We start from the raw sequence: 25,972 nt of genomic DNA on the forward strand, positions 1-25,972 counted from the left end.
GCAACGCATCCGATCACATTGTCAAGCGGTGCGAGAGCTTCGATAGACGGAAACACCCAGTTCTCTGATCTTTTTGCGCAATGTATTGCGGTTAAGGCCAAGCAGATCGGCGGCTTTGATTTGATTGCCGCGGGTGGCGGTCAGGGCGGCAAGGATCAGCGGATATTCCATTTCGGTGAGAACCCGATCATAGAGGCCCGGCGGCGGCAGATTGTCGCCAAAGCCGGCGAAATAGGTCCGCATGTTCTCCTCGACCGCCTGAGCGATGGTCATGGAACCGGTGCGGACCGGGCCTTTTTCGATCGGGCTATCGGGCACGTCGGCGCGCAATTCCGCATCGATGATCTCGCGGGTGATAACGTCCTGCGGATAGAGTGCCATCAGGCGACGGATGAGATTTTCCAGCTCGCGCACGTTGCCCGGCCAGGGATAGGATTTCATCAGCTCCAAGGCTTCCTGATCGAAGCGCTTCGAGCCCAGTCCTTCCTTTTCCGCCTGCTGCACGAAGTGGCGGACGAGATCGGGAATATCCTCCGCCCGGTCTCGAAGCGGCGGCAGGCGCAGCGGCACGACATTGAGGCGATAGTAGAGGTCTTCGCGGAAGAGGCCCTGATTGATCGCCTGCTTCAAATCCTTGTTGGTGGCCGCAACGATACGCACGTCCGTGCGGATCGGCGTGCGGCCGCCGACCGTCGTATATTCGCCCTGCTGCAGGACGCGCAGCAAACGTGTCTGGGCGTCCATCGGCATATCGCCAATTTCGTCGAGAAACAGCGTGCCGCCTTCGGCCTGCTCGAAACGGCCGGTCGAGCGCGTTTGTGCGCCGGTGAAGGCGCCCTTCTCGTGGCCGAACAATTCGGATTCAATCAGGTCGCGCGGGATCGCCGCCATGTTGATGGCGACGAAGGGGCCATTGCGGCGCTTGCCGTAATCATGCAGCGCGCGGGCGACGAGCTCCTTGCCGGTGCCGGATTCGCCGGTGATCATCAGCGTCAGGTCGGTCTGCATCAGACGTGCCAGCACACGGTAGATTTCCTGCATGGCGGCGGAGCGGCCGACCAGCGGCATGCCGTCCTGCACGTCATCATCGAGCTTGGCGGGCTTACGCTTCGGTTCGGACAAGGCCCGTCCGATGATGGCGATCAGCTCCGTCAGGTCGAAGGGTTTTGGCAGATAATCATAGGCGCCCTTTTCCGAAGCCTTGATCGCCGTCATGAAGGTATTCTGCGCACTCATGACCAGAACGGGCAATTCCGGCCTCGCCTTCTTGATGCGCGGCAGCAGGTCGAAGGCATTTTCGTCAGGCATGACGACGTCTGTTACAACGAGGTCGCCTTCGCCCGCGGAAACCCAACGCCAGAGCGTGGCGGCGTTGGACGTGATGCGCACATCATAGCCCGCGCGGCTCAAAGCCTGATTGAGCACGGTGCGGATGGCCGCATCATCGTCGGCGACAAGGATCGTAGCTGTCATCGAGTAGTCCCTGTGGAGTTCGGAAGAGGAGCATCTTCAAGCGTGATGCCCTTGGAAGCCGGCATCAGTACGCGAAAGGTGGTGCGGTGATTCTGGCTGTCGCATTCGACGATGCCGCCATGATCGCCGATGATCTTGGCGACCAGCGCCAGGCCAAGGCCGGTGCCATTGGTCTTGGTCGTGATGAACGGATCGAAGAGATGCGGCAGGAGATCGGCCGGCACGCCCGGGCCATTGTCGATCACGCAGAATTCCAGCGGCAGCGAGATCTTTTCGCGCGTGCCGGCGACGGAGAGGCGGATGCCCGGGCGATAGGCGGTCGTCAGCACGATCTCGCCATCCGGCCGGTCGCCAATGGCTTCGGCGGCATTCTTCACGAGATTGAGAAAGACCTGCACGAGCTGGTCTCTATTGGCATAGACCGCCGGCAATGACGGGTCGTAATTCTCGGTGACCTTGATATTGCGGGCAAAACCCGCTTTCGCGACCGCCTTCACATGATCAAGAACGGAATGGATGTTGACCGGCACGCGGTCGATGGGGCGCTCGTCGGAAAAGACCTCCATGCGGTCGACCAGCGAGACGATGCGATCGGTCTCGTCGCAGATGAGGCGCGTCAGACCGCGATCATCATCCTCGACCGATTGTTCGAGCAATTGGGCCGCGCCGCGGATGCCGGAGAGCGGATTCTTGATCTCATGCGCCAGCATCGAGGCAAGGCCGGTTACAGAACGGGCGGCGGCACGATGCGTCAATTGCCGGTCGATCTTGTCGGCCATGGATCGTTCCTGGAAAACGATCACCACGGAGCCGGGCTCACTCGAAACAGGCGCGACATAGATGTCCACGAGCTTGTCTTGGCCGAGGCGCGGCGAGCTGAGATCGACGCGGTACTCATTGACCGGCCCGCGGCGTTCGCGCACCTGGTCGATCAGCGCCAGCAGCGGACTTCCGAAGGGAATGAAGGTGGAAATCTCATAACGAGCCAGATGCGAGGCGCTGGCGCCGAAGAAGGCTTCCGCCTCCCAATTGGCAAAGGCGATCAGCCCGGCCTCGTTGACCATGACGACCGGGTTCTGGATCGCGTTGAGAACGGCCATGGCCACGGCACTGCCTGCAGCTCCGGAATCGGATTTAGAAGTCATGCTGCCTCCTGGGCGCATTGGACAAGATCGGATCCGGCCTGCAGCGCCGCATGGAACAATGCCGCCACCTCCCGACTGTCTTTCGAAGTCATGATTGCTGCCTTTTCGGCGCCTGTTATGGTGGGAGCGTAACGGTCCAGATACCAGCCAAGATGTTTGCGGGCATGACGAACGCCAACAGCTTCGCCATAGAATTCCAACATCATCTGATAATGTTCGAGGGCGATCTCGGCGACATCGCCGTGGTCCGGATGGCGATGGCCGGCCAGCACGCCCGCATGCCAAGGCCGTCCCTGACAGCCGCGACCAACCATGACGGCATCGGCACCGGAGCGGCGAAGGATCTCGCGAGCATCCTCCGGCCTGTCGACATCCCCGTTGGCGACCAACGGAATGGAGACGACATCGCGCACGGCGCGGATGGCATCCCAATCCGCCCTGCCCTCGTAAAACTGCATGCGCGTGCGGCCGTGAATAGTCACAAGCTGAATTCCAGCCTCCTCGGCGCGGCGGGCGATATGCGGCGCGTTTATGGAGTTTTCGTCCCAGCCAAGTCGCATCTTCAGCGTTACCGGGATATTCACCGCCTGGACCGTCGCCTCGATCAGGCTCAGCGCATGATCCGGATCGCGCATCAGCGCCGAACCGGAATAGCCGCCGATGACCTTCTTCGCCGGGCAGCCCATGTTGATATCGATGATGTCGGCGCCATTGTCGGCGGCAATCTTCGCCGCCTCGGCCATCCAATGCGCCTCACGACCGGCCAGTTGCACCATATGCGGCTTCAGCCCGGCGCTCCTCAGGCGCACCCAGGATTCCGCCGTGTCCTGCACCAATTCGCGGCTGGCGACCATTTCGGTCACGACGAGGCCAGCCCCGTAGCGCAGAGCGAGCTGCCGGAAAGGCAAATCGGTCACGCCCGACATCGGCGCGAGGATCACGCGATTGCGGACTGGCACCGGGCCGATGGAAAATGGGGCTGCAAGCTCGGACGGAAACAAATGATTATCTTTCAGGCACACCATATATCTGCACTATTTTTAGACAGTCTTATGAAGCTTGCCAAGGGGTTTCGGAGAATGCCGATATTTTTCGGGCAAATGCTGGAAAATGCCCATTCAAGACGATAGACCCTGCTGGAGCGAGGTCCGGCTTGGCGGTCTGCTTGGCATGATGTTGTCCAAAAACGGTTTTGCAATTTTGGAGATCATGCGGGAGCGAAAGCCTTTCATCCCTGGGGTTTATGACGCAAATGCACTCAATGCAACCGATGTCGATCGGAATCGTGATCGTGGCTGCCGGGCGTGGCGAGCGGGCTGGATCGCCCGAGGAAGGCCCGAAGCAGTATCGCCCGATCGGCGGCCGGTCGGTTATTGCGCATACGCTTGAAAAATTCGTGACATGGCCGCAGGCGGCAAAGATCGTGATCGTCATCCATCGTGATGACGAGACATTGCTACAGGCCGCGCTCAAACAGGTTGCCGATTCGCCTGAGGTCGAGATTGCTTTCGGCGGCGCTACCCGTCAGCAATCGGTGCTTGCGGGGCTACGGCGTTTGCAAAGTGCCGGCGTTACACATGTCATGATCCACGACGCCGTACGCCCCTTCTTCGACCATGATCTGCTCGATCGCGTTGCCGCGGCACTCACCGCCGGCGCACCCGCCGTGCTGCCCGCCATGCCGGTGACGGATACGTTGAAACGAGCCGATGCGGCTGGACTGGTGACAGAAACCGTGTCCCGCTCAGGGCTCTACGCCGCACAGACGCCGCAATCCTTCCGCTTCGCCGATATTCTGGCGGCGCATGAAAAAGCCGCAGCCGAGGACAAGACGGATTTCACCGATGATGCCGCAATTGCCGAATGGGCCGATTTGCCGGTGACGCTGGTTGCCGGCAGCGCCGACAATGTCAAACTGACGATCAAAAGGGATATCGCCATGGCCGATGAGAAGCTTTCCGCCGGCCTGCTGCCGGATGTGCGCACCGGCAACGGCTATGATGTCCACCAGCTCGAACCGGGCGATGGCGTAACGCTCTGCGGCGTCTTCATTCCGCATGACCAGAAGCTGAAGGGACATTCCGATGCCGATGTCGCCCTGCACGCCCTGACCGACGCCTTGCTCGCTACCTGCGGTGCCGGCGATATAGGCGACCATTTTCCGCCTTCCGATCCGCAATGGAAGGGCGCCCCCTCCCGCATCTTCATAGAGCATGCGGCCAAGATCGTCCGCGAACACGGCGGCACGATCATGAATGCCGATGTCTCACTGATCGCCGAGGCGCCGAAGGTCGGGCCGCATCGCGAGGCGATGCGCGCCAAACTCTCAGAGTTCCTCGGAATCAGCCTTGAGCGCTGCTCGGTGAAGGCGACCACCAACGAAAAGATCGGCTTCGTCGGCCGCCGCGAGGGCATTGCGGCCATTGCCACGGCAACGGTGGTTTATCGCGGAGGCAAGGCATGACCCATTTTCCCGACGATATTCTGGCGCTCGCTCAGAGCATCATCACTGATTTCGCCGCCAAGGGTTGGATGGTCGCGACGGCGGAATCCTGCACCGGCGGTTTGATTGCCGGCGCCTTGACGGAAATTCCCGGCTCGTCGGCGGTCGTCGACCGCGGCTTCGTCACATACACGAATACGGCGAAGATGGAGATGCTCGGCGTGCAAGAGCAGACGCTCGTGCAGTTCGGCGCGGTTTCGAGGGAGACGGCGCTGCAGATGGTCCATGGCGCACTTTTCCGCTCACGTGCCGATTTTGCCGTTGCCGTGACCGGTGTCGCCGGACCAGGCGGCGGATCGGCTGAGAAGCCCGTGGGGCTGGTTCACCTCGCCGCCAAGGCACGTAGCGGCGCACTCATCCACCATGAAATGCGCTACGGCGATATTGGCCGCGACAAGGTGCGCCTTGCTACAGTAGGAACGGCGCTGGAGATGCTTGTTGCCTTGAGTCAGACGTAGATCTTCTTCGCACGCGTCTCGAAGGCATCCGTGAACATACGGAAAGCGCGATCGAACATCGATCCCATCAGGGCGCCGAGGATGCGACTCTTGAACTCATACTCAATGAAGAAATCAATGCTGCAGCCGCCGCTTTCTGACGGCGTGAAGCGCCAGCGATTATCGAGATATTTGAATGGCCCATCGATATATTTCACATCGATCGCGCGCTCCGGCTTGTTGAGCAGCACCTGCGTCGTAAACGTCTCGCGGATCGCCTTGTAGCCCACGGTCATATCGGCAATCAGCAAGGTCTTGCCGTCGCGTTCCTTGCGGTTGCGGACAACCAGCGCCTCGCAAAGCGGCAGGAATTCCGGATAGCGCTCGACATCGGCAACGAGATCGAACATCTGGTCAGGCGAGTGCGGTACGGGGCGATGCGTTTCAAACTGAGGCATGAGCGGCAATTAAGCAGGACGGCCCAGAAGATCAAGAAGCCTGCGCATGTCGCCGCGGGATTTTAGCTGTAGAACAGGTACATCGGGAGCGTGTTGAGCGATGCCGGCAAGTACCTTGGGAGCAAACTTGCGCTCCCAATCCCAGATGTAACGCAGGAATTCCCAATCGATACGCTCGGGACAACCCGGCGCCATATCGGGGCGCGACCGCCCAAGCCATCGCAGCGCTCTCGACAAAGCGCCCCACATGCACAGCCAGCGCGGCACGCGTACCCAAAGGACGAGCTCTGTGCGGGGCAACCTCAGATCAAAGCTTGATGGTGCCGTCCCATCAATGAGCCAACGCTCCTCGGCGACCTTGGCTGCAATCAGGGCGCGCTCCTCGGCCTTGTCTCGGTTTACCCAGCCTGGCAGCCAGAAAAACTCGCGATCCATCGAGACGTAAGGCAAATCCAAGCGCGCGCAGATCTGCTGAGACAGGGTCGATTTTCCACCTCCCGAGCAGCCCATCACCAGAATGCGGTCAGCGTCGCGGATATGATCCGCTGCCTGCCTCAGATCGGTCACCTCGTTATGCAACTTCATTGCGATCTGATCCATCCCGTTTTCCTCCACTCTCAGAAGGCCATAGCGCAGATGATGATCTGATGACGGTAGAAACGAAAACCGCGGCACAATCGCCGCGGTTCATTCAAAAGGCAAGAGATTGGAATTTACTCCGCAGCCAGCAGCACCTTCTTCTCACGGGCGGCCCGCAAGCGGGCGAAATCGTCGCCGGCGTGATGGGACGAGCGGGTAAGCGGGCTGGAGGCGACCATCAGGAAGCCCTTGGTGTAGGCGACCGTCTCGTAGGATTTGAATTCGTCCGGGGTGACGAAGCTCATGACCTGATGGTGCTTGCGGGTCGGCTGCAGATACTGGCCGATGGTCAGGAAGTCGACGTCGGCCGTGCGCAGGTCGTCCATGAGCTGCAGCACTTCGTTGCGCTCTTCGCCGAGGCCGACCATGATGCCCGATTTGGTGAACATGGTCGGATCCAGTTCCTTGACCCGCTGCAGCAGACGGATGGAATGGAAATACCGGGCGCCGGGACGCACCGTCAGGTACTTCGACGGCACCGTTTCCAGATTGTGATTGAAGACATCGGGCTTGGCGGCGACGACCCGCTCGAGAGCGCCCGGTTTGCGCAGGAAATCCGGCGTCAGGATCTCGATCGTGGTTGTCGGCGAAGCGGCGCGGATCGCCCAGATCACTTTTTCGAAGTGTTCGGCACCGCCATCTTCCAGATCGTCGCGATCGACGGACGTGATGACGACGTGGCTAAGGCCCATTTCCTTGACGGCCTTGGCGACGTTTTCAGGCTCGGCCATATCGAGCGCGTTCGGCTTGCCGGTCGAGACATTGCAGAAGGCGCAAGCGCGCGTGCAGATCTCGCCCATGATCATGAAGGTGGCGTGCTTCTTGTCCCAGCACTCGCCGATGTTCGGGCAGCCGGCCTCTTCGCAGACGGTTACGAGCTTGTGCTCCTTCACGATCGAGCGGGTCTCGGCATAGCCCTTCGATGTCGGCGCCTTGACGCGGATCCAGTCCGGCTTGCGCAGAACTTCCGTATCCGGTCGGTGCGCCTTTTCCGGATGCCTGATGCGCTTGGCTTCGGGATTGATCGTGTCGAGAATCGTGACCATGAAATGTCTACTTTCCGCCGCTTGCTCGCGGCCTATTCATCGCCGGACGAGTTTGGCGAGAAATATCAGAATGCATGCACCGATGAAACCAGTGACGAAATAGCCGATCCGGCCGCCGGGCACGCCGATATGCAATTGCACCAGAATGGCCGCTGCAACGACCGAGCCGGCGATGCCGAGAACGATGTTGAGGATGATGCCATATCGCACCTCCATCAGCTTGCCCGCAAGCCAGCCGGCAAGACCGCCGATGATGATCAGACCCAGCCAGCCTACGCCTTCCATCGCACCTCTACCCCCACGCTATCGCCCTTGCAAACAGGACCACGACAATCGCGCCCACCGTTGCGTGAATGATTTCGACCACGAGCGCATTTTGTATGCCCAGCGAAATTCCCAGCCAATTGAACAGGAACCCGCCCACGAAAGCACCAATCACGCCGCTCAACAAACAACTGATCAGACCGCCGCCGCCGACAACGAGGCTGGCGAGAAACCCCGCCACCAAACCGATCAACAGAAAAACGACCCAAGCCTCAGTACTGACAGACATGATGATTTCCTTTGCGATTTTCCACCCTCTGGATAAAGGGCGAGCCAGGAGATTATCAAGCGTTGAGCACGCGGCCGTAGGCGTCCAGCACGGCTTCCTTCATCGTCTCAGAAACGGTGGGATGCGGGAAGATCGTGTGCATCAGTTCCTCTTCTGTCGTCTCCAGATTCATGGCGACGACAAAGCCCTGGATCAGTTCGGTCACTTCGGCGCCGACCATATGCGCGCCGAGCAACTCGCCGGTCTTCTTGTCGAAGATGACCTTGCAGAGACCCTGGTCCTCTCCAAGCGCGATCGCCTTGCCGTTGGCCGTGAACGGGAAGCGGCCGACGCGGATGTCGCGGCCGAGTTCCTTTGCCCTTGCTTCCGTCAGACCGACGGAGGCGACTTGCGGCTGGCAATAGGTGCAGCCCGGCACCTTACTCTTGTCGGTCGGATGCACGTTCGGCAGGCCGGCGATCTTCTCGACGCAGACGACGCCCTCATGCTCGGCCTTATGCGCCAGCATCGGCGGGCCGGCGACGTCACCGATCGCATAAATGCCCGGCACATTGGTCTTGCCGTAGCCGTCGATGACGACGCAACCGCGATCGGTCTTCACGCCGAGCGCTTCCAGACCCAGATTTTCGATGTTGCCCTGCACGCCGACGGCGGAGATCATCCGGTCAGCCGTGATCTGCTGCACCTTGCCGTCCTCGGTCTCGATATGTGCGGTGATGCTGTTGGCACCCTTGTCGACCTTGGTGACCTTCGTCTTGGTGAAAATCTTCAGGCCGCGCTTTTCCAATTGCTTGCGGGCGATACCGGAGATTTCGGCATCTTCGACCGGCATGATGGTCGGCATGATTTCAACGACGGTGACGTCGACGCCCATAGAGCGGTAGAAGCTCGCAAATTCGATGCCGATTGCGCCCGAACCCATGACCACCAGCGACTTCGGCAGGAAATCCGGCTTCAGCGCCTCGAAATAGGTCCAGATCAGCTTGCCATCCGGCTCGATACCGGGCAGCGCACGCGGACGGGCGCCCGTGGCTACGATGATATGCTTGGCCGTGTAGGTGCCCTCGCCCTTGACGTTCTTCGGCAACGGATGCTGCGGCTCGACAACGGGTTTGGTCGACTTGCCGACGACAATTTCGGCGGGCTGAGTGCCGGTCGAAGCCTTGGTGATTTTGGCTTCACCCCAGATCACGTCGACCTTGTTCTTTTTCATCAGGAAGCCGACGCCCATGTTGAGGCGCGCGGAAACGCCGCGCGAACGGGCGACGACCGCCTTCACATCGGGCGTCACCTTGCCTTCGAGGACAAGGCCATATTCCTTCAGGTGATTGGAATGATCGAGGATTTCGGCCGAACGCAGCAGCGCCTTGGTCGGAATGCAGCCCCAGTTCAGGCAGATGCCGCCCAGGTGCTCGCGTTCAACGATCGCCGTCTTCAGGCCAAGCTGGCCGGCGCGCACGGCGGCAACATAGCCGCCAGGGCCAGAGCCGATGATGATGACGTCGTAATTCTCAGCCATATGTTTCCTGCCTTTGGTTGGCGGCCGGCCGAAGCTCAGCCCGCCTTGATTTTTCCGAAGCACGATGGCGAACCGAAGAACCGCAAAGCGAAGATTGTGAAGCGGCTTTCAAGTAAGATCATGCGTAATCAAATAGTTATAGTCCGAGCATCATTCGCACGATCGGCTCGAGGCCGCGGCCGAGCGCCCGGGTATTTTCTGCATCGAGATGCACGCCATCGAGCGGTGTGGTGACGGCAACCGTGCCTGCATCGAAAAAGCCGCAGCCAAGCTCGTCGGCCAAATCGCGGTAGAGCGTCGCAAGCTTCGCTGACTCTGTGATCGCGCCGAGGAAATGAGCCGCGAAAGCCGGATCGGCCGTCTTGGTGATGACGGGAGGCGCAACGATCAGGATGTCCGGGACTTCATATTCGAATGGCCATGTATGACTGCGCACAAGCTGAATCAACCGGCTGATGCCCTGCAAGGCAGCAAAGGCCGAACCGGCGATGACCGGCTTCATGTCGTTGGTGCCTAGCATGATGATGACGAGATCGATCGGCGCATGCGTCTGCAGGATCGTCGGCAATACCTTCGCACCGTTACGGTCGCAATCGGCGAGATGATCGTCGAAAGCCGTGGTGCGGCCGTTCAGCCCTTCCGGAATGATCCGGACCTGATCGCCGAGCGCCTTTTGCAGCACGCTCGGCCACCGATCTGCGAAGGCATGACGACCCATTGTTTCGGCGCTATAGCCCCATGTCAGCGAGTCGCCATAACACAGAACGGTTTTGGTCATTCATGCCTCCGTGTCGCGACCAGAGCGTGATGCCGAAAAGTGTAAGCGGTTTTCGGGCGACATCACGCTCTATCTATTTCATTCTAGAGCGGATTCAGATTTTAGGTCGATTCGACCTAAAATCATCCGGCTCTAAGCTCAGACGAGCATCCCCATCGGATTTTCGATGTAACCCTTGAAGGCTGCCAGGAGCTCGGCACCGAGCGCGCCGTCGACGGCCCTGTGGTCGGTCGACAACGTGACGGTCATCATGGTGGCTATGGCCATTTCGCCCTTCTTGACGATCACGCGCTGCTCGCCCGCGCCGACGGCCAGAATGGTCGCATGCGGAGGGTTGACGACGGCGGCAAAGTTTTTGACGCCCATCATGCCCATGTTGGACACGGCCGTCGTACCACCCTGATACTCCTCAGGCTTCAGCTTGCGTTCCTTGGCGCGCTTGCCGTAGTCCTTCATCTCATTGGAGATGGCAGACAGCGTCTTCAGCTCGGCGCTGCGGATGATCGGCGTGATCAGGCCGCCCGGAATGGAAACGGCAACGCCGACGTCGGCATGCTTGTGCTTGACCATGTTACTGTCGGTCCACGACACGTTGGAATCCGGAACATCGCGCAGTGCCAGCGCCAGGGCCTTGATGACCATGTCGTTGACCGAGAGCTTATAGGCCGGCACGCCATCTTTCGACTTCGGAGCCGAATCGTTGAGCTGCGTGCGCAGTGCCAGCAGTGCGTCGAGTTCGCAATCGACCGAGACGTAGAAATGCGGGATCGTCTGCTTGGATTCCTGCAGGCGCTTGGCGATGGTCTTGCGCATGCCGTCATGCGGGACGAGCTCGTAAGAACCGGGCTCAAAGAGCTTGAGGACGGCGTCATCAGACATGCCCTTCGCGGCGACCGGGGCCGGAGCCGGTGCAGCCGCGGCCGGCTGGGCAGCCGGAGCAGCCGCCGGAGCGGCCTTGGCGCCACCGCCGGAAACGGCGGCTTCGATGTCCTTCTTGACCACCCGGCCATGCGGACCGGAGCCGACGAGCGCCGTCAGATCGATGCCGGATTCCTTGGCGAGCCGGCGAGCGAGCGGCGACGCGAAGGTGCGATGGCTATCCGTTGAAGGGGCGGCAGGTACTGCCGGGGCCGGCTGAGCCGCCGGTGCGGATTGAGCCGGAGCTGTTTCCGCCTTCGGCGCTGGGGCAGGCGCCGCGGCGGCGGGTGCTGCGGCCGGAGCGGCAGCGCCCGAGGCAGCGGCGGAGACGTCTTCGCCTTCGCTGGCCAGAACCGCGATCAGCGCATTGACCTTGACGCCTTCGGTGCCGGCGGGAACGACGATCTTGGCAACGGTGCCCTCGTCGACCGCCTCGACTTCCATCGTCGCCTTGTCGGTCTCGATCTCGGCGATGACGTCACCGGACTTGATCTTATCGCCTTCCTTGACCAGCCACTTGGCGAGGTTGCCCTCTTCCATGGTTGGCGAGAGGGCAGGCATGGTGATGTTGATAGGCATCGAAGAGCCCTCCCCTTATTTGTAGCAAACGGCTTTCACCGCATCGACCACTTCGGCCACACTCGGAAGCGCCAGCTTCTCGAGGTTGGCGGCGTAGGGCATGGGCACATCCTTGCCAGCGATCGTCAGGATCGGCGCATCGAGATAGTCAAAGGCCTGCTGCATGACGCGGGTGGCGATTTCCGTGCCGACGGAAGACTGCGGATAGCCTTCCTCGACGGTCACCAGGCGACCCGTCTTCTTGACGGATTCGATGATGGTCGGCAGGTCCATCGGGCGGATGGTGCGAAGGTCGATCAGCTCGACATCGATGCCCTGGGCTTCCAGCTCGGCAACTGCCTTGGTGGCATAGGTCATGCCGATACCGAAGGACACGACGGTTGCGTCCTTGCCGGCACGATGGATGCGAGCCTTGCCGATCGGCAGAACGAAATCGTCGAGCTTCGGCACGTCGAAGTGCTGGCCGTAAAGAATTTCGTTTTCAAGGAAGATGACCGGGTTCGGATCACGGATCGCCGCTTTCAGCAGGCCCTTGGCGTCGGCTGCCGTATAGGGCATCACGACCTTGAGGCCCGGAATATGGCCGTACCAGGCAGCATAATCCTGGCTGTGCTGGGCAGCGACGCGAGCAGCCGCACCGTTCGGGCCACGGAAGACGATCGGAGCACCCATCTGGCCGCCCGACATATAAAGCGTCTTGGCGGCGGAGTTGATGATCTGGTCGATCGCCTGCATGGCGAAGTTGAAGGTCATGAACTCGACGATCGGACGAAGGCCGGCCATGGCGGCACCGACGCCGACGCCGGCAAAGCCATGCTCGGTGATCGGGGTGTCGACAACGCGGCGCGGACCGAACTCCTGCAGCAGGCCCTGGGTGACCTTATAGGCGCCCTGGTATTCAGCAACTTCTTCACCCATGACGAAAACGTCGGGGTTGGCGCGCATTTCCTCGGCCATCGCATCGCGAAGCGCTTCGCGCACAGTCATGGAAACCATTTCGGTGCCTGCCGGGATTTCCGGATCGTTCGGAACGGACGCCTTCGGCTCGGCCGGGACCGGTGCGGCAGCAGAGCCGGTATTTGTCGGCTTCTCTTCCTGGGCGACCTGGGGAGCAGCGACGGGAGCCGGCTGGGCGGCAGCCGGAGCAGCCGAAATCGCATCGGCCGATTCACCATCCTGCAGCAGCACGGCGATCTTGGCGTTGACCTTGACGTTCTCCGTACCGGCGGGAACCAGCAGCTTGCCGATAACGCCTTCGTCGACGGCTTCCACTTCCATGGTGGCCTTGTCGGTCTCGATTTCGGCAATCACGTCACCGGAAGTGACCTTGTCGCCTTCCTGCTTGAGCCATTTGGAAAGGGTGCCCTCTTCCATCGTCGGAGAAAGGGCGGGCATGAGAATATCGATGGGCATGGATCGTCCCTCCCCGATTAGAGCAGAATGTCGGTATAGAGCTCAGATGCATCCGGCTCCGGATCGTTCTGGGCGAAATCGGCGCTGTCGGCGACAATGTCGCGGACATCCTTGTCAATCGCCTTCAGCTCGTCTTCCGACGCCCAGCCTTTTTCCAGAAGGCGGGCACGAACCTGCTCGATCGGGTCATGCTCGGAGCGCATCTTCTGCACTTCGTCCTTGGAACGATACTTGGCCGGATCGGACATGGAATGGCCGCGATAGCGATAGGTCAGCATTTCCAGAATGATCGGACCCTTGCCGGAACGGCAATATTCGACAGCTTCGTCGGCAGCCGCTTTGACGGCGCGGACATCCATGCCGTCGACCTGAATGCCGGGAATGCCGAAGGAGGAACCGCGCTTGGAGAAGTCGGCCTGCGCGGTTGCGCGCGCCGTCGACGTGCCCATGGCGTAACGGTTGTTCTCGATCACGTAGATCACCGGCAGCTTCCAGAGCTGCGCCATGTTGAAGCTTTCGGAAACCTGGCCCTGGTTGGCGGCGCCATCGCCGAAATAGGCAACGCTGACATTGTCATTGCCGCGGTACCAGTTGGCGAAGCCGAGGCCTGTGCCGAGCGAGACCTGCGCACCGACGATGCCGTGGCCGCCGTAGAAGTTCTTCTCCTTGGAGAACATATGCATGGAGCCGCCCTTCCCTCGGGAATAGCCGCCCCGACGTCCGGTGAGCTCGGCCATAACGCCACGGGCGCTCATACCGGTTGCCAGCATATGACCGTGATCGCGGTAGCCGGTGATGACCTGGTCGCCTTCCTTCAGCGCCAATTGCATGCCGACGACGACAGCTTCCTGGCCGATGTAGAGGTGACAGAAGCCGCCGATGAAGCCCATGCCGTAGAGCTGGCCGGCCTTCTCTTCGAAGCGGCGGATCAGGAGCATCTCACGATAGGCCTTGAGCTCCGCATCGCGGTCGAATTCCGCGATTGCACCACCATTGGTGTCTCTTGCAGGCTTGGATGTTGTCTTGCGGCTGGAAACGGACGCGGATTTTCGCGGCGCCATTCAACTCTCCCTATGTGAGTGGCCTCGTTATGTAGTGCCGCGTAACATAGGGAAGATTGCTCGCCACAGCAATGCTATAATTGCATGGCTCATATTCTTCGCAAGCCATTGAAGGGATTACGAAAAATGCAATTAACCGAAATTCGGTTAATTGTGACTATTTATTGAAGATCACGATCTCGTCGGCCTTGGAGTAGGTCAGTTGATAGCGCGCATATTGGTCGAGCATATCCTTGTCCAGGGAGCCGTCGCTAAGCAAAGCCACTTCCTTTTCAAGGTGTTCGCGCCTGGCGACGAGATCGGCGAGTTCCTTGCTGCGATCGATGCGCTGCTTCTCGAAGACCTCGGTCGCCTTCAGACCGTAGTCGCCGTGAATGCAGTGGTAGCCGAAATAGCTCACGAAGGCGACCGTGATGGCGGGAAGAACGAAACGGCCGAACTTTCTCTTCTTATGATATTTTGTCCACATACTCGCTTGCTCAAAACGCTCTATCGAATGATCCCGAACCCAGGTCCGCGACTGAAATACGAAGCGGTTACGGAGAAGATCACGCTAAATCAAACACCTATGGCAACATTAGCCGCCAGAGATTAACCATCCGTTGACTCTGCCATTTTTCCAACAAAAAACCGCGCCCGAAGGCGCGGTTCAAGAGCTGGAAATTATTGGCTTATAAGACGACTCGGATCGTTATCCGGCGCACGCTAAGCCTTCCGAAAATCCCGCGGATTTTCAGGGGTATGCGCTATCAGCCGCGAAGAATGGAACGGCCGGCATATTGTGCCTGAGGGCCGAGCGCTTCTTCGATGCGGATGAGCTGATTGTACTTGGCAAGACGATCGGAACGCGACAGCGAGCCGGTCTTGATCTGACCGCAGTTGGTGGCAACAGCGAGATCGGCAATGGTCGAATCTTCGGTTTCGCCGGAACGATGCGACATGACGGCCGTGTAGTTGGCCTTATGCGCGGTTTCGACGGCGTCGAGCGTTTCGGTCAGCGAGCCGATCTGGTTGACCTTGACGAGGATCGAATTGGCGACACCCATGCGGATACCGTCGCGCAGACGAGCCGAGTTGGTGACGAACAGATCGTCGCCGACAAGCTGCGTCTTCTTGCCGGTCAGGTCGGTCAGGATCTTCCAGCCTTCCCAATCGTCTTCGGCCATGCCGTCTTCGATCGAAATGATCGGATATTTGGCGGCGAGTTCGGCAAGGTATTCGGCCATGGCGCCGGATTCCAGCGTACGGCCTTCACCCTCGAGAACATACTTGCCGTCCTTGAAGAATTCCGTCGAAGCGCAGTCGAGGCCGAGAGCGATCTCGTCGCCCGGCTTGTAGCCTGCCTTTTCGATCGACTTCATGATGAAGTCGAGGGCAGCCGGGGCGCTGGAGAGGCCGGGCGCAAAGCCGCCTTCGTCACCGACATTGGTGTTGTGGCCCTGTGAAGCCAGTTCCTTCTTGAGAACGTGGAAAATTTCCGAACCCATGCGCACGGCGTCGCGGAGAGTATCTGCGCCGACCGGCAGGATCATGAATTCCTGGAAGTCGATCGGATTGTCGGCATGGGCGCCGCCGTTGATGATGTTCATCATCGGAACCGGCAGCAGGCGCGCGTGGGCGCCGCCGACATAGCGGTAGAGCGGCAGGTTGGCGCTCTGGGCGGCAGCCTTGGCGACGGCGAGCGATACGCCGAGGATGGCGTTGGCGCCGAGGCGCGACTTGTTCGGCGTGCCGTCAAGCTCGATCATGATGTTGTCGATCTGGATCTGGTTTTCCGCGTCAATGCCGCCGATCGCGTCGAAGATCTCGGTGTTGACAGCTTCGACGGCCTTCTCGACACCCTTGCCGTGATAACGCTTGCCGCCGTCGCGAACTTCGACGGCTTCATGCGCGCCCGTCGAAGCGCCCGACGGAACCGCAGCGCGGCCCATGCTGCCATCTTCGAGGTACACATCGACTTCGACGGTGGGATTGCCACGGCTGTCGAGAATCTCGCGGGCGATAATGTCGGTGATTGCGGTCATGATAGCTTCCTGCTCGCTGGTGATAAATCGATTGAAATCTGTCTTAGTCGAAGATGCGGAAATTACAATGCCGCCCCGCATCCTCGATTGAAGCTCCCACAGGCCGCGTAGCGCAAGTTCATGTCAGCCTGTTGAATGCTTCCCATTTCTTAGGCCTTGGCGATCGCGTCGAAGGCCAACAGCTTTTCCAAAAGCCGCGGCATATCCTTCAGATAGACCATGTTCGGACCATCAGATGGGGCATTGTCCGGGTCCTCATGGGTCTCGACGAAAAGGCCGGCAATGCCAACGGCGACAGCAGCCCGCGCGAGGGTTTCGACAAACCGGCGGTCACCGCCCGTCGAGCCACCCTGCCCACCCGGCTGCTGCACGGAATGGGTCGCGTCGAAGACGACCGGCGCACCCATTGCCGCCATGATCGGCAGCGAGCGCATGTCGGAAACGAGCGTATTGTAACCGAAGGATGCGCCCCGTTCGCACAGAAGCACATTCGGATTGCCGCTGTCATTCAACTTGGCCAGCACGTTCTTCATGTCCCAGGGCGCGAGGAACTGACCTTTCTTGACGTTGACGACGCGGCCGGTCTTGGCGGCGGCAACGAGAAGGTCGGTCTGGCGCGACAGGAAGGCCGGGATCTGCAGAATATCGACCGTCTTGGCGACAATCGCGCACTGCTCTTCAGTGTGAATGTCGGTCAAAACCGGAAAGCCATATTCTTTCTTGAGGTCGGCAAAGACTTCCAGCGCCATTTCCAGGCCGATGCCGCGCTTGCCCGAGAGTGACGTGCGGTTTGCCTTGTCAAAGGACGATTTGTAGACAAGGCCGATGCCGAGCTTGCCGCAAAGCTCCTTCAACACACCGGCGACCATGAAGGCATGGTCGCGGCTTTCCATCTGGCAGGGGCCGGCGATCAGCGACAACTTTGTAGTATTGGAGAACAGGACCTTGGAGGCTCCCTCGCCGACGGTCACTTCGGAATTCGTGTTCATGCTATCTCCTCGAAGGCGAACAGCGCGCCCTGTCCGGGGGCGGGCTTTGCCAGAATACGATTGTTCTTACGCGTGTATGTGACGCCGTTAGCAGCCAAATGCGCCGATGTCACGGAAAGATCGCGGGTTTTGAAAAGGATTGCCCGTGCGCGAAGGCCGGGATCCTCCGCCGGCACCGGCCACTCATAAAAGGCTTCCATGCCCTCCGAGGTCAATATCTCGACCGCTGCATTGGCTGCATGAACGGTGAGGCCGAAAGAATGATCCACTATCTTTGGTCCATCCACGACCTGCTCGAAAAAGCTACGGAATGCGGCCGGATTCGGCGCCGATATGGCAATTTTTGCAATGCCGGTCACGCCATTGGCATGCCGCTCCAAGGCGCTGCGATCGGTCGGCAAGGGATTGATGCGTTGGCAGCAGAAGGCGAAGAAATCCGGGGAACGCAGATCGGCTGCGAAAGCGAGACGGAAACCCGCCGTTACTTCCGAGCCATCCGGCATGCGCATCGGCCGGGAAAAATCCAGCGTGTCTCCGGCCGATATCGTATTTGCCCGGAACCGCTTGTCATCGGCGACCGCATCATCCGTGCCGAAAACGATGGCTGAAAAACCTTCATCACCGATGCGAAAACGGTAAGCCTGGTCGCGAGCGACGAAAACATTTCCTTCCGCCACGCTCCTCTGGCACTGCTCACGGGACGCGACGCCCAAGGGCTCCAGATAGATGTTGTCGGGAAAGAAGACGCAGGCGTTTTCCGTGCCGAAGGGATGGCGAGCGTCGGGGGCGACGGTAAAGCCGAGCTTCCCCAGCCGTTCCCGCGCCACAGCGATATTGATTGTCGGCAGAACGAGATGATCCAGCGGATGCGGCGATGAGGTCATGGTCTCCCCCTTCATTCGTCGGCAGGTTTGCGCCTATCCGCCGCTCAATTCAAGATCAAAGCGTCGGAGCAGACTGCAGAAGAGCGCTCCCGCAAAAATCCGCACGCGAACTAGCCGAATTATATAGCCCTGGCACGAAACTCTCCCTTGTTAGAGGGCAATAATTCGAGCAATATCCGCATCATACTGCAATAAATGACCTGTAGCGCAGCAACAGGTAATTGATACGGGTGAGGATTGCGCCGAAAAGTCCGTTTCCCGGCAGCAAGACAAAGACGCGCATTCTTCAGTTCGGATTGTCCAACGGCAACGCAATTCACCATCCGATCTCGGAGAGGCAGGAAAGCGGCCCGTTACTTCTATCTTTGCAGCAGTACTCAATCTGATTGTCGGGTGCTTGGGGGGAGACATGCGCTTGATGCTCGTCGAGGGGGCGCCCATACGCCCGGTCTTACATTTGGCCGCTTCTCTTTGTCTAGCCTTGGTCGGGGCAGCGCGAAGGCTCATGAATCCTGCCGCGCGCTTCATTGCACATATGCCGAGCGGCTTCGCCGCCATTGCGCTTGTCCTTGTTTTCACGGCTATCGCGCCGCAACTGTGCCAAGCGCAGGCTCCCGAAGCGGCCCCCACAGCACCGCCCGCAAAGCTATCGGAACTGCTGCGTTTGATGAATGATCCGGAGCTACGCCAATGGCTCGAAAAGCGACAAGCAGCCGAGCAGCAGCGGGCACCTTCGGCGGCGGCAGCGACGTTGGTCGAAACGGGAGAGGCCCGCGCCCGCGCCCGATTTCAGGCCCTGCGGTCAGCAATCCCAAATGTACCGGCGCAGCTCGCCGCTGCAGCGAGCAGAGTGCGTGAGCAAGCAAGAAATAGCGGCTTTGCGCCGGCGTTCGTCATGTTCACCGCACTGGTCTGCGTCGGTCTCGCAGTGGAATGGTTTTTCAAGAAGACCGTGCTCAAAGCGAAGTTTCAGAATCCTCTTGTCGCGCATACGATCGGGGAATTCGGACCATGGATCACTTTCACCCTCGCCAGCTCCGCTATTTTCCTGGCCATAGACTGGCCGCCGCTTCTGCACGTCGTGATCCTGTTTTATCTGGCGGCATTCATTGGCGCTCGCCTCGCGTTTGCCCTTTGCAAACTATCGATGGATGCGGGCGCTTTGTCCGCTTTCGGCTATCGTAGGGCCCGTCTCTTCATTGCCGTTTTGGCCATAGCCGTCGCCACGACATCGCTGACCAAACCGCTCTCCATCGACGCAGATGTGGGGACTGTCGTCTCCCATTGTTTCTCCGTTCTCCTGTTGCTGATCGCGCTCGAAGCGGTGTGGCGGCGACCGGCCACGGAAAGCGCCGCCCGACAGCTAATGCTCATGAACATCCTCTATTCACTCTACGCCGCCTGCCTCTGGCTCCTTTGGGTAGCCAACTTCGTCGGCCTTTTCTGGCTCGGCATCTATGCCGTTGTTCTTCCGGGGCTGCTGGCTGCGGTCGGACGAACGGCCGAAGCATTCGCAAAGGGACGGTGGCCTGGTGACAACAAGAACAGTGCTCGCATGGTGCTGGCCGTTCGCGGTGCGCGGGCGCTTGTCATCGCAGCCGCGGTCGCCTGGATCACCGTCGTCTGGCACTATGATCCCAACATTCTCGCACGGGAAAATCCGGCTATCGACGCCGCCGTTCGCGGCGCGCTGAAGAGCATCGTCGTTCTGATTTTGGCCGATCTCTGCTGGCAATTGTCGAAGGCATTCATCGACGAGAAATTGAGCGCCGCCGATAGCGGCGAATCCGCGCTATCCATGGAAGCGGCGCGCGCGGGCCGCCTTCGCACCCTGCTGCCGATCTTCCGCAACGCGCTGGCAGCCATCGTCATCGCGGCCACCCTCCTTACCGTGCTATCCGAAATGGGCGTGCAGATCGGGCCGCTGATTGCGGGGGCCGGAATATTCGGCGTAGCGATCGGTTTCGGTTCGCAAACGCTCGTCAAGATATCGTCAGCGGCATTTTCTACCTGATGGACGATGCCTTCCGCGTCGGCGAATACGTTCAGAGCGGCAGCTACAAGGGAACCGTGGAATCCTTCAGTCTGCGTTCCGTCAGGCTTCGCCATCATCATGGTCCCGTGTTCACCGTTCCTTTCGGCGAACTCGGCGCCGTTCAGAACATGAGCCGCGACTGGGCGATCGATAAATTCTTGCTGCGGGTTCCGTTCAACACCGACGTCGCCAAGGCGAAAAAGATCGTCAAGCAAATCGGAGAACGGTTGAAGGAAGATCCGGAAATCGGACCGCAGATTCTCGAGACCCTGAAAATGAAAGGTGTGGAGCAGATTGGCGACTTCGGTATCGAACTGAGCTTTGCGTTTACCGCCCTTCCCGGCCGGCAAACCTACATACGGCGCCAAGCCTATACCATGATCCGCGACGCCTTCATGGAAAACGGCATCGAATTCGCCCAGCCGACGGTGCAGGTGGGCGGAGAGGAAAAACAGGACGCCGCAGTCGCCGCCATGACACTGCAGAGAAAGAAGATAGCTGAGCAAATGACGCAATCGGCGGCGCCACCAACATAAAACGTTCGCATGAGATCAGCAACGAGCCTCATCTCCGCGCGCTTCTTTTGCAAGGCGACACCCAGGGGCGATACTGGATGACGTTGGACAGGAAGGAGATCCAATGTGCTGAACGACCATCTGACGTCTATTGCCGCGCATGTTATCCAAATAGCACTGACTCCGGTCTTTCTGCTGGCAGGCACCGCCGGATGCCTCAATGTCTTTTCGGCGAGGCTCGCTCGCGTCTCCGACCGGGTCAACAGCCTTTTCGAACGGGTGACCTCGGACGATCCGGATGAAACGCGGTTGCTGCAGCTCTACTATCTGCGGCGGCGAACATTGGCGCTAGAGATTGCAGTCCTGCTCGGCACGGCATCGGGCGTGTTCACATGCCTCGCGACGCTGGGTCTCATGGGCGGTGCGATTCGCCAGCAGTTTCGCGAGCAATTATTGCTCTGGCTCTTCGGCCTTGCCGTCTTCGCGCTCATGGGCGCTTTTATCGCCTTTCTCTTCGAAATGATTCTGGCCGGGCGCAGCATGCTGCGGCAGATAGCCAACGACCGCACCTTGCTCGAGCATCGGCACGGGAGTTCCAGAAAAAACCCAAGCTATTGAATTCCCGTCCAATATCGCTACGGACGGAACCGATCAAAGCCGCTCCGAATCCAATCTTCCCAGTCTGATCTACAGATTGCCCTCCTTCGTTCAGCAACCATCCTCCCCAAAGAGCTTAGTTAGCAAACAGATGGGCTCACATCGCTTTTTTGGATGAGCTGTCCTGACGGGCACAAAAAGGCTTTCCGCAGAATTCCTGATATATTTCCGGTCTTTAACTCGGATGTATCGAAAAAAATCTGTCCGACCGGGACCTGTTATGTTCCCATTTATTTGTTGCGCTTACAAAATCTTCACCAAAATTTAAGGGCTTGCGGAACACATATGGAACATATAGTGTCCGTTCTGGATTTGTTTCACGACACCTTCTCACTCCTGAGGTTCAAAACGATGTTGACGCGCAAGCAGCAGGAACTGCTTCTCTTCATTCACGAACGAATGAAGGAGTCCGGTGTTCCGCCATCTTTCGATGAGATGAAAGATGCGCTGGACCTTGCGTCCAAGTCCGGGATTCATCGTCTCATCACTGCCTTGGAAGAACGCGGCTTCATACGCCGGCTGCCGAACCGGGCCCGGGCACTGGAGGTCATCAAGCTGCCCGAGGCCTATAGCCCGAGCTTGCAGCCGCGTCGCGGTTTTTCACCGAGCGTCATCGAGGGGAGCCTTGGCAAGCCGCAACTTGTGCCGCCGCCTGCTCCCGCCAAGCCGGTGATTGAGGAAAACAACAGTTCAGTCTCAGTTCCCGTCATGGGCCGCATTGCCGCCGGCGTTCCGATCTCGGCCATTCAGAACAATACCCACGACATCACGGTTCCCGCCGACATGCTCGGCTCCGGCGAACATTATGCGCTGGAGGTCAAGGGCGACTCGATGATCGACGCCGGCATCTTTGACGGCGATACGGTCATTATCCGCAACGCCACCACCGCCAATCCGGGCGACATCGTCGTTGCTCTCGTCGATGACGAGGAGGCGACGCTGAAGCGCTTCCGTCGCAAGGGAGCTTCGATCGCGCTGGAGGCGGCGAACCCGGCTTACGAGACCCGTATTTTCGGGCCGGATCGCGTGAAAGTACAAGGCAAGCTTGTCGGCCTCATTCGCCGCTATCACTGACGGGTGACACCGGTGCGATCGGCGCTCCGAAAGTGCCCGTTCGCCAGTCGTAAGCGCGATGAAGGCTCCATGGCCGCGTCAGATTTTCAAACGCCGCCGTTATCATCGGCTTGTCGGCGCGGAGATTGATTTCGATGGATCCGGTGCGGCGTAGCGTTGCACCTGTAAAAAGCATGGCGCCAGAGCGGCAGTGGTCCAGACGCAGACGCACGGGGGTGACGACGATGTTAGCGGTGTCGCAGGCTGGGGCGAGATAGGCAGCATCCTCAATGGTGACGAGCATTTCGCCATTGTCCAGCATTGCCACGCACCATGCCCCTTTTTGGCAGGCGAAGCCACCCTGCCCGGCATTGTCCAGTGCCGCATCCATCGCCTTTCGAACGGCGACTTGCTCGTCGGAAGTCAGCCGGCGATGCTTGTCCGATTTGCTGATCTTGGGGAGCTGACTGCCGGGCGGAAGCATCGTTGGCGGTTGCTGCTCGGTGATCGCCAGGGCTCTTTGCCATTGCTCGAAGATGAAGTCGGGCGGCTTTTCCCGGTTGGTCGTCAACGCGCCGTTGCGCAGCAATGCGACGAGCGTGCCGTCCTCGGAGATCATCAGATCGGGTTTCGGAACACCGGGGCTGAGTGCCACGACCGCGACCGAACCGATGATCAAAAATGCACCTGCATGCCGCAGCCATGTTTTCAGCAAGGTCATCAGCAAGAAGCCGGCTATGACCGTCGGGAACAGCCAGACCGGCAACCGGCCAAAGGGAATGTTGCCGCCCCAGGCGGCGACCGTTTTGGCAATGACGATGACAGCATCAAGGCCCGCGCCGGTGATCTGCCAGAAGGGAGCATCGACGCCGAATGGCATCAGCAGCGTCGCCGCCATGCCAAACGGCATGACCACAAATGAGACGACGGGCATAGCCGCCAGATTGGCGATAAGCCCATATGTCGCCAACCGGTGAAAATGCTCGATCGAGAAAATCGCAGTCGATGCGCCGCCGATAAAGGAGGTCGACAATATGCCTCCGAAGAAGCGCGAGACGAAGAGCAGCGGACGCATGAGCCGGAAGCGGGAGAGAACGCTCTCCCGATGCGGTCTTTTCGTCCAAAGCGAATAACCCGACACCAAAGCCAATGTGGCGGCATAAGACATCTGGAAACTTGGTCCGAGCGCCTGCGACGGCGACAGAATAAGGATGACGATCGCGGACAGCGCCACATTGCGAAGGCTGAGGGATGGCCGGTCGAAGAGCACGGCGATCAGCATGATCGCCATCATAATGAAAGCGCGCTCTGCCGATACCCCGAAGCCGGAAATAAAATAATAGGCTGTCACTGTGATCAGCGCACCGAAGGCTGCGATCTTCTTCGTTGGCCAGGCCTGTGCCACGCCGAAAAATAGGCTAAGCGCATAGCGCAGGCCGACATAAAAAATGCCTGCAGACAGCGCCATGTTCAGGCCGGAAATTGCAATGATGTGCGCAAGGCCTGAAGTCCTGAGCGCTTCCGTCGTCTCATCCGAAATTGCTCGTCTCTCATCGGTGACAAGCGATGCCGCGAAGGCGCCGGTGTCACCGGGCAAAAGCGTCCTAATCCTGTCGCCGATGCTGCTGCGCAAACGCGCAAGCCAAATATCCGCCTTGTCCAGAAACGACCCCTGGGCAACATCACCAGATGGCGACATTAGCATCGGCGTTCCATAGGCAAAGCCATTCGCGCCGGTGCCATCGAAATAGGCGCTGAAGGCGAAATCGTTGAGGCCGGGCAAGGCGGGTCCGGCCGGCGGCGTCAGTCGCGCCCTGCCCTGAATGCGATCGCCGAGCTCAAAAGGCTGGATTTGTTTGCGCACGAAGATCGTGACCTGCGCCGGCGGCCGGCGAATGGCGGGTTTTTCCGTTGTCTCCAGGGCGACGACATAGCGCCAGCGTCCCTTGTCATCGGCCTCGCGTCTTTCGATCCGGCCCGTAATGGTGGTCGTCACCGCGGAATCGAGCATCATCGTCGACGCCCGCCAGGTCTCGCATTGCGCCAGAGCCATGCCTGCGCAGCCAAGCATGCCGGCGAACAGCAGGTGCCGCAGCACTCGTCCGGCCTCCTGTCGGAGGAAAAAAGCAACGGCAAAAATAAGGAGGGCGGTAAAAACGGCCTGCGGTGGCGGATCGGCTCCGGCGGAGAACCAGAAGATCGCGCCGGCGCCGATATAGACCGGCGCAAATAGCACCGCACGGCCGTGCGCTGCCTCTTCTGCGGCTAAATGGTAAATGCTGAGTCGGATGCCGCCTGCCGCAAGGCGAAGGCGGGCGATAAGGGCGGCTTGATCCTGTGTCCGTTCCGGCTGTGTCGCTTTGGGACGAGGAATGACCGCGCCCACGCCGCGGCCGCGCTCAGCAACCGCAGCAAAACCCCGACTCTCCACCTGCGGATCTGGTGCCTCTAAATTAGGCATACATCCAAGCGCCTACGCAAAACTACAGCTAAAGCGAGAGTTTTGCCGTCACCATCGGGTGATTTCAACTGAAATCCGTCGGTTCTTTGAGAAATGACGCCAATTCATGCTTACGCAGGGCGGGCCCGTCTACCGCAGTGCCCAAAAGTTGATACTGCAATGCACAAATAGGCGTAAGGATAACTTGGCATTAGGCTCTGGATCATATAGCTAATCGTTAGTCGCTTAACCCTTTGGCGCTTTTTAAGGCGTCAATCCCGCCAAATCTTGGAGGATCAGCATGACGGAACAAAGCGCGAAACTAACTTGGGGTGAAAAGACGGTGGATTTGCCGGTCAAGACCGGAACCATCGGCCCAAGTGTCATTGATATTGGTGCCCTTTATAAGAACACCTCCACTTTCACCTATGATCCTGGCTTCACTTCGACTGCGTCGTGCGAGTCCAGAATCACCTTTATTGATGGCGACGAAGGCGTCCTGCTGCATCGCGGTTATCCGATCGAACAGCTTGCCGAACACGGCGATTTCCTCGAAGTCTGTTACCTGCTGCTTTACGGCGAATTACCGACCGCAGCCCAGAAGAAGGACTTCGACTATCGGGTCGTGCACCACACCATGGTGCATGAGCAAATGTCCCGTTTCTTCACCGGTTTCCGCCGCGATGCGCATCCGATGGCCGTCATGTGCGGCTGCGTCGGCGCTCTGTCGGCCTTCTATCACGACTCCACCGACATCACCGATCCGCACCAGCGCATGGTCGCAAGCCTGCGCATGATCGCCAAGATGCCGACGCTTGCCGCCATGGCCTACAAGTACCATATCGGCCAGCCC

Annotated in this window: 25 protein-coding genes; 7 read left to right on the forward strand and 18 right to left on the reverse strand. The window is 59.5% G+C overall.

The genetic code is table 11. The features are described 5' to 3' along the window. Positions 1-21: 21 nt before the first annotated feature. The 3 genes from ntrC to dusB are packed head-to-tail and all read right to left on the reverse strand — an operon-like array spanning position 22 to position 3,643. Positions 22-1,473 carry a nitrogen regulation protein NR(I) gene (ntrC, locus tag QDY28_RS19510; protein WP_028753146.1) on the reverse strand — a complete coding sequence of 484 codons (1,452 nt, stop codon included), beginning with the start codon at positions 1,471-1,473 and terminating at the stop codon, positions 22-24. Continuing rightward, entirely contained in the window at positions 1,470-2,618 is a 1,149-nt protein-coding gene (locus QDY28_RS19515) for a two-component system sensor histidine kinase NtrB (protein ID WP_331383302.1), read from the reverse strand. The genes ntrC and QDY28_RS19515 overlap by 4 nt, the downstream gene beginning before the upstream one ends. Then, entirely contained in the window at positions 2,615-3,643 is a 1,029-nt protein-coding gene (dusB, locus tag QDY28_RS19520; RefSeq protein WP_331383303.1) for a tRNA dihydrouridine synthase DusB, read from the reverse strand. Before dusB ends, QDY28_RS19515 begins: the two co-directional genes overlap by 4 nt. Before the next feature lie 218 nt (positions 3,644-3,861). Here dusB and QDY28_RS19525 point away from each other — a divergent pair, with 218 nt between their 5' ends. After that, positions 3,862-5,082 carry a bifunctional 2-C-methyl-D-erythritol 4-phosphate cytidylyltransferase/2-C-methyl-D-erythritol 2,4-cyclodiphosphate synthase gene (locus QDY28_RS19525; protein WP_331383304.1) on the forward strand — a complete coding sequence of 407 codons (1,221 nt, stop codon included), beginning with the start codon at positions 3,862-3,864 and terminating at the stop codon, positions 5,080-5,082. After that, positions 5,079-5,579, forward strand: a complete 501-nt coding sequence (locus QDY28_RS19530; protein WP_331383305.1) for a CinA family protein — start codon at positions 5,079-5,081, stop codon at positions 5,577-5,579. Before QDY28_RS19525 ends, QDY28_RS19530 begins: the two co-directional genes overlap by 4 nt. On the opposite strand, the gene QDY28_RS19535 is transcribed toward QDY28_RS19530, so the two are convergent. From QDY28_RS19535 to QDY28_RS19600, 14 genes are all read right to left on the reverse strand, one after another. After that, positions 5,570-6,016 carry a type II toxin-antitoxin system RatA family toxin gene (locus QDY28_RS19535; RefSeq protein ID WP_331383306.1) on the reverse strand — a complete coding sequence of 149 codons (447 nt, stop codon included), beginning with the start codon at positions 6,014-6,016 and terminating at the stop codon, positions 5,570-5,572. The two genes, QDY28_RS19530 and QDY28_RS19535, sit on opposite strands and share 10 nt — an antisense overlap. Positions 6,017-6,025: 9 nt before the next feature. Continuing rightward, the gene (locus QDY28_RS19540; protein WP_331383307.1) at positions 6,026-6,616 is read right to left on the reverse strand and encodes an AAA family ATPase; all 591 of its coding nucleotides are present in this window, start codon (positions 6,614-6,616) and stop codon (positions 6,026-6,028) included. A gap of 113 nt (positions 6,617-6,729) precedes the next feature. After that, on the reverse strand, positions 6,730-7,701 hold the full coding sequence (gene lipA / locus QDY28_RS19545; protein WP_283058218.1) for a lipoyl synthase: 972 nt from the start codon (positions 7,699-7,701) through the stop codon (positions 6,730-6,732). Between the two features lie 36 nt (positions 7,702-7,737). Further along, positions 7,738-7,986 carry a GlsB/YeaQ/YmgE family stress response membrane protein gene (locus tag QDY28_RS19550; RefSeq protein ID WP_028753138.1) on the reverse strand — a complete coding sequence of 83 codons (249 nt, stop codon included), beginning with the start codon at positions 7,984-7,986 and terminating at the stop codon, positions 7,738-7,740. A 7-nt stretch (positions 7,987-7,993) separates the two neighbouring features. After that, complete coding sequence (locus QDY28_RS19555; RefSeq protein WP_028753137.1) at positions 7,994-8,254, reverse strand: GlsB/YeaQ/YmgE family stress response membrane protein; 261 nt, start codon at positions 8,252-8,254, stop codon at positions 7,994-7,996. Positions 8,255-8,309: 55 nt separating this feature from the next. Continuing rightward, complete coding sequence (gene lpdA / locus QDY28_RS19560) at positions 8,310-9,773, reverse strand: dihydrolipoyl dehydrogenase (protein WP_331383308.1); 1,464 nt, start codon at positions 9,771-9,773, stop codon at positions 8,310-8,312. Positions 9,774-9,909: 136 nt separating this feature from the next. After that, a complete protein-coding gene (locus QDY28_RS19565; protein ID WP_331383309.1) occupies positions 9,910-10,551 on the reverse strand; it encodes an SGNH/GDSL hydrolase family protein in 642 nt (213 codons plus the stop codon). A 138-nt stretch (positions 10,552-10,689) separates the two neighbouring features. Beyond that, positions 10,690-12,048, reverse strand: coding sequence for a pyruvate dehydrogenase complex dihydrolipoamide acetyltransferase (locus QDY28_RS19570; RefSeq protein ID WP_331383310.1), 1,359 nt, complete (start codon positions 12,046-12,048; stop codon positions 10,690-10,692). Positions 12,049-12,063: 15 nt separating this feature from the next. Continuing rightward, positions 12,064-13,461: a pyruvate dehydrogenase complex E1 component subunit beta gene (locus QDY28_RS19575; protein ID WP_331383311.1), complete on the reverse strand. Its 1,398-nt coding sequence runs from the start codon at positions 13,459-13,461 to the stop codon at positions 12,064-12,066. Between the two features lie 17 nt (positions 13,462-13,478). Further along, positions 13,479-14,522 carry a pyruvate dehydrogenase (acetyl-transferring) E1 component subunit alpha gene (gene pdhA, locus QDY28_RS19580; protein WP_028753132.1) on the reverse strand — a complete coding sequence of 348 codons (1,044 nt, stop codon included), beginning with the start codon at positions 14,520-14,522 and terminating at the stop codon, positions 13,479-13,481. A 157-nt stretch (positions 14,523-14,679) separates the two neighbouring features. Further along, on the reverse strand, positions 14,680-14,991 hold the full coding sequence (locus QDY28_RS19585; RefSeq protein ID WP_331383312.1) for an FtsB family cell division protein: 312 nt from the start codon (positions 14,989-14,991) through the stop codon (positions 14,680-14,682). Positions 14,992-15,271: 280 nt separating this feature from the next. Beyond that, positions 15,272-16,546: a phosphopyruvate hydratase gene (eno, locus tag QDY28_RS19590; protein WP_331383313.1), complete on the reverse strand. Its 1,275-nt coding sequence runs from the start codon at positions 16,544-16,546 to the stop codon at positions 15,272-15,274. A 149-nt stretch (positions 16,547-16,695) separates the two neighbouring features. Further along, positions 16,696-17,535, reverse strand: a complete 840-nt coding sequence (gene kdsA, locus QDY28_RS19595; RefSeq protein ID WP_331383314.1) for a 3-deoxy-8-phosphooctulonate synthase — start codon at positions 17,533-17,535, stop codon at positions 16,696-16,698. Then, positions 17,532-18,419 (reverse strand): VOC family protein, encoded by an 888-nt coding sequence (locus tag QDY28_RS19600; RefSeq protein WP_331383315.1) that lies wholly within the window; start codon positions 18,417-18,419, stop codon positions 17,532-17,534. Before QDY28_RS19600 ends, kdsA begins: the two co-directional genes overlap by 4 nt. A 505-nt stretch (positions 18,420-18,924) precedes the next feature. Here QDY28_RS19600 and QDY28_RS19605 point away from each other — a divergent pair. From QDY28_RS19605 to lexA, 4 genes are all read left to right on the forward strand, one after another. After that, a complete protein-coding gene (locus QDY28_RS19605) occupies positions 18,925-20,433 on the forward strand; it encodes a hypothetical protein (protein ID WP_331383316.1) in 1,509 nt (502 codons plus the stop codon). Beyond that, on the forward strand, positions 20,433-20,990 hold the full coding sequence (locus tag QDY28_RS19610) for a mechanosensitive ion channel family protein (protein WP_331383317.1): 558 nt from the start codon (positions 20,433-20,435) through the stop codon (positions 20,988-20,990). The genes QDY28_RS19605 and QDY28_RS19610 overlap by 1 nt, the downstream gene beginning before the upstream one ends. A 105-nt stretch (positions 20,991-21,095) precedes the next feature. Then, positions 21,096-21,587, forward strand: a complete 492-nt coding sequence (locus QDY28_RS19615) for a DUF2721 domain-containing protein (protein WP_331383318.1) — start codon at positions 21,096-21,098, stop codon at positions 21,585-21,587. Between the two features lie 390 nt (positions 21,588-21,977). Next, positions 21,978-22,700 carry a transcriptional repressor LexA gene (lexA, locus tag QDY28_RS19620; protein ID WP_331383327.1) on the forward strand — a complete coding sequence of 241 codons (723 nt, stop codon included), beginning with the start codon at positions 21,978-21,980 and terminating at the stop codon, positions 22,698-22,700. On the opposite strand, the gene QDY28_RS19625 is transcribed toward lexA, so the two are convergent. Next, on the reverse strand, positions 22,681-25,140 hold the full coding sequence (locus QDY28_RS19625; protein ID WP_331383319.1) for a ComEC/Rec2 family competence protein: 2,460 nt from the start codon (positions 25,138-25,140) through the stop codon (positions 22,681-22,683). The genes lexA and QDY28_RS19625 overlap by 20 nt on opposite strands. A gap of 280 nt (positions 25,141-25,420) precedes the next feature. Between QDY28_RS19625 and QDY28_RS19630 the strand changes: the two genes are divergently transcribed. Then, a partial coding sequence (locus QDY28_RS19630; protein ID WP_331383320.1) for a citrate/2-methylcitrate synthase occupies positions 25,421-25,972 on the forward strand: 552 nt, incomplete at its 3' end.

The organism is Rhizobium sp. BR 362 (assembly GCF_036528765.1).
GTDB lineage: Bacteria > Pseudomonadota > Alphaproteobacteria > Rhizobiales > Rhizobiaceae > Rhizobium.